The sequence below is a fragment of the Selenomonas sp. KH1T6 genome (assembly GCF_900108415.1).
Lineage (GTDB): Bacteria > Bacillota > Negativicutes > Selenomonadales > Selenomonadaceae > Selenomonas_B > Selenomonas_B ruminantium_A.
Genome location: NZ_FNWN01000006.1, coordinates 79094 through 90972, shown reverse-complemented (window position 1 = coordinate 90972; position 11879 = coordinate 79094). Strand labels below are relative to the sequence as shown.

Sequence of the window (11879 nt, the reverse complement as noted above, 5' to 3'; positions counted from 1 at the left end):
ATTATACACTTTTATGGGGATTTTGTCGCGGGAAAATCTTTGCCTTTGGATTGACAATGGTTTTGACGAATGATATGATTAGTCCTGTAAATGAAAAGAGAATATGTTTGGATTGGGTGTCAATGACTTAATAGGGAAGCCGGTATAAGCCGGCGCGGTCCCGCCACTGTAACAGGGAGCATTTCGCAAAGTATGTCACTGGGGGAAACCTTGGGAAGGCGCGAAAATGCTATGAACTGGAGCCAGGAGAACTGCCTAATCAACAGTCACCGCTTGACCTGCGAGCGATGGGGATGGGGACTTTGCGACATTCGCTAGATATAGCCGGGAAAGACCCGGCAGTACATAGAACTGAATGTTTTTGGCAGAGCCCTTCTTCCCCGCCGAAGAAGGGCTTTGTGGCGTCATTACTTGTGTCGGAAGGTTTTTCCTTGTGGGAATTCCCATGGGGAGAAAGTTGCTCATACATTTCATTCAGTTCTATTAGCTGCCCATTTGGCGGCTGCCCCGGAGTGATAACCGGGGCTATTTTTTTGGACTTTCCTGGGAAAACTTGATATAATGTAAGCTATGTGATTATTTATCCCCTGGCAGGGATTTATTAAAATATGGAGTGTGAGTATCGTGCTGGATATTAAATTTGTGCGTGAGCATCTGGAAGAAGTCAAAACCATGCTGAAGAATCGTTGCAACAGCCTGGACCTTTCTGAGTTCGAGGGACTGGAGCAGAAGCGTCGTGAGCTTTTGCAGGAGACTGAGACTTTGAAGGCCCGCCGCAACACTGTTTCCAAGCAGGTGGGCCAGATGAAGAAGAACGGCGAGGATGCCTCTGAGGTCATGGCTGAGATGCGCGAGGTGGGGGCCCAGATCTCTGCTCTTGATGCTGACCTGAAGGATGTGGAGGAGAAGCTTCGCGATATCATGCTTCATATCCCCAATATGCCCAAGGAAGATGTGCCTATCGGCAAGGACGATACGGAAAATCCTGAGGTGCGCAAGTGGGGCGAGCCAAGGAAGTTCTCCTTCGAGCCCAAGGCTCACTGGGATCTTGGTGTGGATCTGGATATCCTGGATGCTGACCGGGCTGCCAAGGTGGCAGGCGCCCGCTTCATGTTCTACAAAGGCCTGGGTGCCCGTCTGGAGCGTGCCTGCATTGCCTTCATGATGGATATGCACGCTGACAAGCATGGCTATACGGAGATGCTGGCTCCTTACATCGCCAACAAGGACAGCATGGTAGGTACCGGCCAGCTGCCCAAGTTTGCCGAGGATATGTTCAAGCTGGAGGGTCTTGACTATTATCTGGTGCCCACTGGCGAGGTGCCTATGACCAATTATCACCGCGATGAGATCCTGGACGGCAGCAAGCTCCCTGAGCGCTACAGCTGCTACACTGCCTGCTTCCGGGCCGAGGCCGGCAGCGCTGGCCGTGATACCCGCGGCCTCATCCGCCAGCACCAGTTCAACAAGGTGGAGATGATCAAGTTCACCAAGCCTGAGGAGAGTTGGGACGAGCTGGAGAGCATGGTGGAGGCTGCCGAGGATATCCTGAAGGCCCTGGAGCTGCCGTACCATGTGGTGATGCTCTGCACTGGTGACATGAGCTTCACCTCTGCCAAGACCTATGACCTTGAGGTGTGGTTCCCCAGCCAGGGCAAGTACAGGGAGATTTCTTCCTGCTCCAACTGCCTTGACTATCAGGCCCGTCGTGCCAACATCAAGTTCCGCCGGGATGCCAAGTCCAAACCTGAGTTCGTGCACACCCTGAACGGCTCTGGTCTGGCTGTGGGCCGCACGGTGGCTGCTATCCTGGAGAACTACCAGCAGGAGGATGGCTCCGTGGTGATTCCGAAGGCACTGGTTCCCTATATGGGCGGCGTAGAGGTCATCAGGCCTGCAGAGTAAGCAGACCTGCTAGGGCGTTCGGGCCACAGGCATAGCAACGCTTCACTTGGAATTTTACCATAGAATCTAAGCTCCCACTGCACCGCCTGCGGCGGTTTGTGCCCGCTAAGATTTATGGTAAAATTCCACACGTTCCGCTTATGCTATGCCTGTGGCCCTCACTTACTTACCGACTATATATAAGGGGACGCTTTGAGCGTCCCCTTTGCTATAAATTTGCAAAGGAGACGAGAATGGCCAAGAAGAAAGTTTATGCGGTGAAAGTGGGACGGCAGACGGGGCTTTTCAATACCTGGGCGGAATGCGAAGCTCAGGTGAAAGGCTTTATGGGGGCTAAGTTCAAAGGGTTTATGACAGCCCAGGAGGCTATGGCCTGGCTGGCGGGGGCGGAAACACCTGCGGCTGTGCCGCTGGGGGAGCAGTTCCTCTTCAGCCCGGGGGCTGCTCCTGTCAGGAAAAAGCCTGTTGCTGGAGTGAAGGAAGCTCCCGCTTTTGTGGGAGAGGCTGACTATATCATCTACACAGATGGTTCCTGTCTGCGCAATCCTGACGGCCCCGGGGGTTGGGCGGCGGTGCTGACCAACCAGGCTACAGGACATGTGCAGGAGCTCTTCGGTGGTGACCCTTCCACTACCAACAACCGCATGGAGCTTACGGCGGCCATCAAGGCCTTGTCTGCCGTGCCGGCAGGTTCAAAGATCGCCCTTTATACCGACAGCCAGTACATGAAGAATGGCTTCACCAAACACTGGCTGGAGGGGTGGAAGAAGAAGGGCTGGATAACTTCCAAGGGGACACCGGTGCTCAACAAGGAACTTTGGCTGGCTCTGGATGAGGCATTCCACGCCAGACAAGTTGAGTTCCACTGGGTAAAGGGTCATGTTGGGGTAGAGGCCAATGAGCGCTGTGACCAGCTGGCCAAGGCGGAAGCTATGAAATATATGTGAGATGTGAATAGTAAATAAGACTTTACTATTTGGGATAAAATTGCTAGAATCGAAGGGTGAGAATGTGGAGGGAGGCCAGGCATGGCAACCAGGATACTTGAGACACTAGGCGCGTTTATCATCAAGCGCTGTGCCGAGCTGGGCACCATGGTGCTTCTCTATGTGAGCATTGTGAGGCAGCTCAGGGGACGTCTGCGCTGGCGTTCCATTATTGCCCAGATGTCACATCTGGGGGTGGACTCCCTCACCATCGTGAGCCTGACCCTGCTTTTCACCGGGGTGGTCATCACCCTGCAGACGGCGGCGAAGTTCATCGAATTCGGCGCTCAGAGCACCATTGGCGGCGTGGTAGCCATGGCCATTGGCCGTGAGCTTGGCCCTGTGCTGGTGGGTGTGGTATGTGCAGGCCGGGTGGGGGCTGCCATTACGGCGGAGATTGCCACCATGAAGGTCACGGAGCAGATAGATGCCCTGAGGGTCATGGCGGTAAATCCGGAGGGATATTTGATTCTTCCCCGCATGATAGCCTGCATGGTAGTGGTGCCCATCCTCACGGTTTTCGGAGACATAATCGGGGTGGCAGGAGGCTGGGCTACGGCGGTTTATTACTCTGGCATCAGTTCCTACACCTTTATGAACGGCATCCACACTTTCGTGGAGGTTTTTGACCTTACCGGAGGCATGGTGAAGGCTGTGTTCTTCGGCAACGTCATTGCTGTGCTGGGCTGCTATTACGGCCTTACCTGCCCCGAGGGGGCAGAGGGCGTTGGCCGGGCCACCACCCGCACAGTAGTGACTTCCATCATCGTCATCTTTATGCTCAATGCCGTATTGACTTTCATTTTATTTTGATGGATGTAAGTTATCATGATAGAATTAGTTGATGTCTGCAAGTCTTTTGACAAGAATATGGCTCTCTCCCATATAAATCTGAATATCAGGGAAGGGGAAACCCTGGCTATCATCGGCGGCTCAGGCTCTGGCAAGAGCACCCTGCTGCGGCTGCTTATCGGCCTTATCCGCCCCACCTCCGGCCAGATTCTGGTGCGGGGGCGGGATGTGGCAAATCTCAGCGAAGCGGAGTGGGACAAAATCCGCCTGCGCATGGGCATGGTGTTCCAGTATTCAGCTCTCTTTGACTCCATGACCGTGGGTGACAATGTGGCCTTTGGCCTTAGGGAGCACACGGATAAGAGCGAGGCAGAAATAGGCCGCATCGTCAGGGAAAAGCTGGCTTTGGTGGGCCTTGAGGGCGTGGAGCAAATGATGCCCAATGAACTTTCCGGTGGCATGAAGAAGCGGGTGGGCCTTGCCCGGGCTATTGCCTGTGAGCCTTCGGTGATTTTTTACGATGAGCCCAGCTCCGGCCTTGACCCCATCATGACGGCCCGCATAGATGAGCTTATTGTGAGCACCCAGCGGAAATTAGGCGTTACTTCGGTGGTGGTGACCCACGATATGGCCAGCGCCTGCCGCATTGCAGACCGCATAGCCATGATTTATGCAGGAGAACTCATTGCCGTGGATACGGTGGAAAAGTTCAAGAAGATACAGGACGAAAGGGTGCAGGCGTTCTTCAGAACACTTAGCACTGCGGAAAAGGAGGGAGCGGCATGAGCACAGAGGCCAAGGTGGGAGCCTTTACGCTGGCGGGGCTGGCACTTTTAGTGTCGGCGGTGCTGCTTCTCTCCGGAGTGAGCCTGGGAGGAAGCAAGGGGTACGCGCTCTATGCCGGCTTCCGGCAAGTGGTGGGCATAGAGCCACAGTCCACGGTGCGTCTTTCCGGTGTGCCGGTAGGCTCTGTGCGCAAGGTGGTCAATGATGGCGGCGGTGTCACTGTCACCATGGATATAAAGGGGGATGTGAAGATTCCCCGGGGGTCCCGGGTCACCATTGGTTCGGCAGGCGTCATGGGAGAAAAGTTCATCAATATCCTGCCTGCCGGGGCAGAAAACGGCTGGGTCTCTGATGGAGACTATCTCATCGGGGAAGATGAGAAGGGCATGGACACTCTCATGGAGGGCATAGACAAGACGCTGGCCCAGGTACAGGAGCTTCTGGGGTCTGTCAATGATGTTCTGGGCAACAAAGACCTGCAGCACTCCCTGGTGCAGAGCATGGTGAACATCCAGGATGTGACCAAGCGCATTGACCGCACCATGGCGGTGCTGGAAAATCTGGCTGTGAGCAATCAGGGACAGGTGAATGCTATCATTTCCCAGCTGAACTCGGCCACGGCGGGCATGGACCGCACCATGCAGAGCGTGGAAGCCATGGTGGCTAATCTGGAAACTGTGGGAGCAGACCCCCAGACGGCTGAGAACCTGCGGCAGACGCTCAGCAATATGGCGGATGCTTCTGCCCGGGTGGTGCGCATCACCCAGGGGCTGGAAAATGTAGTGGCAGATGAAAAGACCCAGGAGGATCTGAAGGCCACTATCAGCAATGCCAGAAAGCTCACTGAGCGGGCTGATGGCATGCTGAAGAAGGTAAGCGAGATAGAGGTGAAGCCGCAGGTTGATGTGCTCTACAGCGGCGGTGCCCATGACTGGAAGACTGATTTCAATGTAGATGTGGGCAAGAAGGATGGCCCCTATCTGAGGCTGGGGGTTGATGACATCGGTGATGAGAACAAATTCAATGCCCAGATTGGCAAGAAGTTTTCCAAGGGGCACTTCGGTGTCCGGGGAGGCGTCATAAACGGCAAACCCGGGGTGGGCCTTGATATTTATGGAGGCAAGCGCTTTCAGCTGGCGGTGGACGGATATGATCCAAATGACATGCAGCTGAGACTGGACGCATCCTACGATATTACGGGCAAAGGCACTGCCTTGGCAGCCCAGTGGGATCACGTCAATGATCATGAGCGTCGTCGTGCCTACTTCGGCATCAGGCAGAGTTTTTGAATAGGATAATCCCGGTCGGCAGGAACCGGCCTTTTTATAGAGAACAATAAAATTGCAATCATTACAGTAATTCAAGGGAGGACATTGTCTTGAATAACAAGAAGAATTTCCATAAAAAACTTACGGCCCTGGTACTGGGCGGGCTGATGGCTATCAGCACTTCCCCTGCCATGGCTGCCGATACGGTGCAGCTTGACCTGAAGGATACTGTGCGCATGGCCCTGGAGAACAATCTCACTCTCAAGCAGTATTATGCCAATGTGGACAATGCCCGTTGGAGCTTGTCAAAGGCCCGTCGCCAGATGGGGCCGACCCTTACCTGGAATACCGGGGCTAACCGTATCGGTGGCAGGGCGTACAGCGGCGCTTATGATCCTGCTTATGACTATAATTTCAGCAACACGGGCAGTGTTACCGTGCCCTTGTATAACGAGTCACTGCGGGCCAGCCGCGATTCTGCCAAGTATGCTCTGAATGCAGCAGATATGAATCTGGAGGACACCAAGCAGACTACTGTCAAAACTGCTACTACTCATTACTACAATATCCTGCAGTGCCGCAATCTCATCAAGGTATATCAGGATAATGTGGAGACCCTTCAGGCCCACTTGGATCAGGTAAATGCCCAGTACCGGGTGGGTACGGTGGCCAAGTCTGATGTACTGGCTTCCGAGGTGCAGCTGGCCAATGCCCAGCAGTCCCTGGTGACGGCTCAGAACGACTACGATGTGGCAATGGCAACCCTCAATAACTATCTCGACCTGCCTACGGACACAGTGCTGGAAATCAAGGATGAGCTGAAGTACACCAAATATGATTTTGACATTGATGCCTGCACCAATTTTGCCCTGCTGAACAGGGCAGACGGTCTGGCAGCCTACTACAACGTGAAGCAGGCTGAGGCAGGCGTGAACTCTGCCAAAGCTGGTTTCCTGCCTACGATAAACGCCAGCGGCAGCGATGCCATTGCCGGTGAGCGCCCCTTCAAGACCAACCACACCAGCAGCGATGTATGGTCCGTGGGCCTTACTGCCACCTGGAATATCTTTGATAATGGCGTGACCTCTGCTAATGTACATGCGGCAGAGGCCAGCCTGTTGAAAGCCCAGGAGGCATCTGCTCAGACTGACGAGCAGATCCGTCTTGATGTGCGCAAGGCTATTCTGAGCCTACAGGCAGCTGAGAAGAATATCCAGACTACCAAGGTATCCGTTACCAAGGCTGAGGAAGACTACAAGATTGCCCAGGTAAGCTATAATGCAGGTGTGGGCACCAACCTCAGCGTCATGGATGCAGAGGAGAAGCTCACCTCTGCCCGTACCAACTATTACACTGCTCTCTACAAGTACAACGTCAGCAAGGCCGAGCTGGACAAAGCTATGGGCATTCCCGTGGATCTTGATACAGTGAAGTACAGTGATGCTGCCATGGCCGGCGAGACGGCTGTCAAGGCACGTGAAGCAGGCCGCCTCAACGAAGGCGCTGTCTTTGAGACTCCGAAGGAGATCATCAAGGATGTATTGAAGGAAGGCCGGGCAGAGCGCAAGGCCAGGGAAAAGGCTGCCAAGGAGAAGTACAAGGAAGAAAAGGCTGCGGCCAAGAAGCAGAAGGAGAAGGCTGAGGCCAAAGAGGAAACCGTGGAAGAAAAGCGGGCAGAGGAAGCCAAGGCTATGGAGAAGAGGGCAGAGCCTGACACCGCAGAGATTGTGGCTGAATCCATGGCCAAGTAAGAGATGATGGCAAAAAGGGTGGGTTTATGAAGGGGTTATTGAAAGTCGGGATCGGGCTGGCCCTGTCTGCTGCGCTTTTAGGGGGAGGCGTGTTTTTTGCCGCCCGCACGGAAACTTTCATGCAGGAAGCAGGAAAGGCAGCAGGCAGCATAGCAGCCGACTCTCTGGGGACCGTGGCAGAGGTGGGCTCTGTTGAAGTCAGCTCCCTTCATGAACTTACCATACGCGACATAAATATTTATGATAAGCAGGCGGAAACCATGCTCCATGCCGATGAGGCGCGGGTGGGCTTCCGCCTGCTTGACGTATTTAAAGAGCCTGCCGAAGGGGTTAGCAATGTAACCCTGAAAGGCGTGGAGGCTGTGCTCACGGAAAAAGAGGACGGCAGCTGGAATGTGCAGGAGCTTGTTTCCTCCACCGGAGAGAAAAAGAAATTCACTGGCAAGGTGCAGGTGGAGGATGCCCGTGTGCAGGTGAGAAGCTTCCGTCTGCCTGAGTCCCTTTCTTTTACGCAAGTGGCAGGTTCTCTTGACTTTGAGGAGTATCCTGTGCTGAAACTGGAGGGCCGGGCCTGCCAGGGAGAAACTGACCTGGAGTTTGCTGGCACCATTGGCAGCGACAGGCAGATTATCCGGGTGAAAGCAGGAGAGGCAGAGCTGGATAAATACCTGCCCTTGCTGCCGGCAGGACTTTTGCCAGAGGAAATAGTGCTTGAAGGCGGGCATCTGAACCGGGGCGAGGCTGCAGTAGTCTACCAGGGAGGGCTCATAAGCCTTACTGGTTCAGCTGATGTCAAGGCAGGCAGGCTGAAAGCTTTGGGCACGGAGGTGGAGGACATAGAAGGCACAGCCTTCTTTACCGACAGCCAGGTGCTGTTTGATGCCAAAGCCCAGGCAGCAGGACAGCAGGCCAGGGCTCATGGCAAGGTGACCTTCCTTGAAGGCACTCCCTATCTTGACATAGAGGCATCCTCTGATGCCTTTGATCCATCTGCCATCCTGAAGGATATTCCCTGCCATGGCACGGCTGCCTTTGAGGCCAGGATTTCTGGCACGGCGACCGCTCCGCTGGTAAACGCCCGGATAAGCAGGGCCTCGGGGGAGGCCTATGGCTTTTCTTTTGAGAATGGCGGCGCCAAAGTGCGCTACGAAGATGGCAGGGTCTATGTGCAGGATGCTAAGGTCAGCTCCCTGGGAGGCACGGTGCAGGGCGAACTGGAACTCAGCGCTGCTGACTGGTCCTTTACGGGACATGTCAAAGTCCAAGGCATAGATCTGAAAAGTGCTGCCGCTGCCTTGCCGGAAGTTGCTGTCCTCAGGGATCTGACGGGCAGGGCTTCCCTGGATGTGGGCTTTAACGGCAGAGGGACTGACTACAAAAAAATGGCATATTATGGCAGCCTGAAGCTGGAGCAGGGTTCTTATCAGGGGCTGCCCATAGAGAGAGCAGGGACTTCCTTTGCCCTGCTGGGGGATGAACTCACCATTGATGCCCTCAGTGTACGTCTGCCACAGCATGGCGATGTGGGGCTGGAGGGAAAAATAACCAATCTTTACGGTGATTCCCAGCTGAAGCTGGAACTTTATGGGGGCCATGTGGAGTTGTCGCTCCTGCAGGCCCTTCTGCCTCAGGCAGATGTGAGCGGCTTCTCTGATTTCAAGGGCACTCTTTCCGGTACCCGGAGCAACCCCGACCTTAACCTTTCATTTTCTGCCACCCGGGGGGAACTTTTCAAGCAGCCTTTTGATTCACTGCGCTTTCATGCCCTGGGGAGCCTGGACAGGGTAGCCATAGAGGACTTCTCACTGGAGAAAAATGGGAAACAGACCTGGTATGTGGATGGCTTCGTGGGCCTTACGGGGGAAAAGAAAATCAACCTTCGTGCCGATACGGTCGGGGTGCGCATGGAGGATCTGGCAGCCTTGGTGGCCCCGGACCAGCCCATTACCGGCAATGTGGACAATACCATAAGATTCACAGGCACGCTGGACAATCCCCAGGCTGTTGGCTACATTCATTTCTATCTTGGCAGCTACATGGGAGTATTGCTCTCTGGCATGGATGGCGACTACTATCTGCAGGATGGCAAAGTGCGGCTGCAGGATTTCCACATCTACTCACCTATGGTTGATATGGATGTAAACGGCATGGTGGACAGGTCTGGCAGCCTTGATTTGCTGGCCCAGGTGCATGACATTGACATGAAGCGCATACAGCACAAGCTGCCTTATGAGGTCAGCGGTCATGGCACTTTTGACGGCAGTATCAGTGGGAGCCTGTCTGCGCCTGTTTTCCATGGTACCCTGAATGCGCCCAGCCTGACTTTGAACGGTCAGGAAATAGATAAAATCCACGGTTTGGTGGAATATGCTGCGCACAGGATATCCCTGTCGGAGTTTGGCTTTTTCCAGGGGGAGAATGGCTATTGCGGCCTGGAGGCCTCCTTCGGTACTGAGGATGAAAGCCTTTCCGGCAATGCCGTGGTGCAGGATTTTGACATCGGGGCCCTTTGTGACCTCCTGAATCAGCATAATGACAAGCTGGCAGGAAAGGTTTCCATGGGAGTTAAGCTGGGGGGCACGCTGGGAAACCCTGATCTCAAGATGCAGGGAGAAATTGCCCAGGGCACGGCAGCGGGCTATGATATCAGCGATGTGATTCTCAAGGGACATTTGCAGAACAGGGTGCTTTCCCTGAAGGAGCTTTCCGGCTACCAGGGGGAGGGCACGTTCTCTGCCAGGGGAACGGTTGATTTCAATCATGACGGTGAGATAGCTGCCAATCTTTCGGCCCAGGATCTTTCCTTGGGAATGTTTTCCAAGCTGGGGGGAATCAAGGCTGATATCACAGGTCGGGCTGATATTAAGGCGACTTTTGGTGGCTATCTGCATAATCCGTCCCTTGATGCAGAAATCAAGGGACGTGACGGCGGTGTGGCAGGTTCCACCTTTGACACGCTGGAGACAGTGCTGCAGGTGCGCAATGGACTTTGCGACATCAAGAGCATGCAGGTGCAGAAGACCGTGGGGGAGAGAACATATCAGGCCAGTGCCCGGGGCATTGTGCCCTCCAGGGCCCTTCAGGTGGATGACCCCGCTGCCCTGAATGACTATGAGCAGATAAGGCTGGAACTTTCCCTGGACAATGCAGATCTGTCCCTGCTGCCTGCCCTTTACAAGCAGGTGGATTGGGCCATGGGCCCCACCCAGGGCAAACTCCTTATTACAGGTACGGCAGCCCATCCCTTGTTTGATGGTGCGATGACCATCACTGGCGGGGCTGTGAAGCTGAAGGAGCTGCGCCTGCCTATCACCGAGATGACGGCGAAGCTTGATTTTAATGGGACTCAAATGACAGTCAGTGACTTTTCTGGTAAAATGGGCGAAGGGAGCTACCAAGGCTCTGGAGGCCTTCAGCTGGAAGGCTTGACGCCTGTTAATTACAATTTTGATTTTACGGCCAGCAGGCTGGATGTTCAAAGCAGTTTCTTCCAGGGACCTCTGGACGGGGAGCTCCACTTGCAGAAGGGTGAGATTTACGGCAGGGTCATGCCCAAGCTCTCGGGCAAACTGGATCTTCATGACTGCACCGTCTCAGTGCCCACCATCCCTGATACCGAAGGGGAACTGCCGGATGTCATTCTCGATTTCCAGCTGAATGTGAACAAGAAGGTTCATTTCTACAGCTCTTATCTCTATGATATGCACCTGAAAGGCGCTGTTCATTTTGGCGGCACCACCAGGCACCCCAGGACCAGCGGCAAGGTGGAGGTAGAGAAAGGCGGCACGGTCAGCTATCTGAAGACCCCCTTCAAGATACGCCAGGGAGTGGCATATTTCAATCAGGTGGATTCCTTCCTGCCCAGTCTGGACTTCGTGGCTGATGCCACAGTGGGGCGCACAAAGATTTTCCTGAATCTGGATGGTCCCCTGGGGGAGATGGAGCTGAAGCTTTCCTCCTTGCCGGAACTGAGCCAGACGGAAATCATGCAGGTGCTGACCCTGGGACGTGACTATGAGGCGGGAAAGAGCAATATCACCGCTGGGGATATGCTTTCCCTGGGCCTCCAGCTGACGGTGCTTTCAGAGCTGGAGCAGGCAGTGAGGAATGTCTTTTTCCTTGACTACTTCAGCATACACCGGGGCGGGCCTATGTCCGATTTCGTGTCTTCGTCTTCTGAGAGCAACAGCCGGGAAGATGAGTACAGTGTGGAAATTGGCAAGTACGTCACCAAGGGGCTTATGCTGAAATTCAGCCAGGGCATCGGCTCTGCTCACAAGCAGCGCTACGGTGTGGAGTATGATGTCAATGACCATTTCAGCCTGGTGGTAGAGCGTGAAGGCCACGATACTGTGGTTGGCTTTACCAGCCGTTTCCAATTCTGACTTTGA

7 protein-coding genes and 1 riboswitch are annotated in these 11879 nt (G+C 54.5%); all 7 genes read left to right on the top strand.

Annotated elements, in window-relative coordinates; all coding sequences use genetic code 11:
• The first annotated feature begins 97 nt into the window (after positions 1-97).
• Positions 98-274, top strand: a riboswitch (cobalamin riboswitch).
• 350 nt (positions 275-624) lie between these two features.
• The 7 genes from serS (at position 625) to BLW59_RS05860 (ending at position 11873) form a co-directional block, all read left to right on the top strand.
• Complete coding sequence (gene serS / locus BLW59_RS05890) at positions 625-1905, top strand: serine--tRNA ligase (RefSeq protein WP_074696943.1); 1281 nt, start codon at positions 625-627, stop codon at positions 1903-1905.
• 233 nt (positions 1906-2138) lie between these two features.
• Complete coding sequence (rnhA, locus tag BLW59_RS05885) at positions 2139-2852, top strand: ribonuclease HI (RefSeq protein WP_074696941.1); 714 nt, start codon at positions 2139-2141, stop codon at positions 2850-2852.
• 81 nt (positions 2853-2933) lie between these two features.
• Complete coding sequence (locus BLW59_RS05880; protein ID WP_029546001.1) at positions 2934-3704, top strand: MlaE family ABC transporter permease; 771 nt, start codon at positions 2934-2936, stop codon at positions 3702-3704.
• A 15-nt stretch (positions 3705-3719) separates the two neighbouring features.
• A complete protein-coding gene (locus BLW59_RS05875) occupies positions 3720-4469 on the top strand; it encodes an ABC transporter ATP-binding protein (RefSeq protein ID WP_029545999.1) in 750 nt (249 codons plus the stop codon).
• Positions 4466-5758 carry an MlaD family protein gene (locus BLW59_RS05870; RefSeq protein ID WP_074696939.1) on the top strand — a complete coding sequence of 431 codons (1293 nt, stop codon included), beginning with the start codon at positions 4466-4468 and terminating at the stop codon, positions 5756-5758. The genes BLW59_RS05875 and BLW59_RS05870 overlap by 4 nt, the downstream gene beginning before the upstream one ends.
• A gap of 89 nt (positions 5759-5847) precedes the next feature.
• Positions 5848-7488, top strand: a complete 1641-nt coding sequence (locus tag BLW59_RS05865) for a TolC family protein (protein WP_081348408.1) — start codon at positions 5848-5850, stop codon at positions 7486-7488.
• 38 nt (positions 7489-7526) lie between these two features.
• Entirely contained in the window at positions 7527-11873 is a 4347-nt protein-coding gene (locus BLW59_RS05860) for a translocation/assembly module TamB domain-containing protein (RefSeq protein WP_318258357.1), read from the top strand.
• Positions 11874-11879: the final 6 nt, after the last annotated feature.

What these genes read in the sequence shown, in the direction of transcription:
- rnhA (WP_074696941.1), top strand. Translation starts at nt 2,139, where the DNA reads ATGGCCAAGAAGAAAGTTTATGCGGTGAAAGTGGGACGGCAGACGGGG.
- BLW59_RS05880 (WP_029546001.1), top strand. Translation starts at nt 2,934, where the DNA reads ATGGCAACCAGGATACTTGAGACACTAGGCGCGTTTATCATCAAGCGC.
- BLW59_RS05875 (WP_029545999.1), top strand. Translation starts at nt 3,720, where the DNA reads ATGATAGAATTAGTTGATGTCTGCAAGTCTTTTGACAAGAATATGGCT.
- BLW59_RS05870 (WP_074696939.1), top strand. Translation starts at nt 4,466, where the DNA reads ATGAGCACAGAGGCCAAGGTGGGAGCCTTTACGCTGGCGGGGCTGGCA.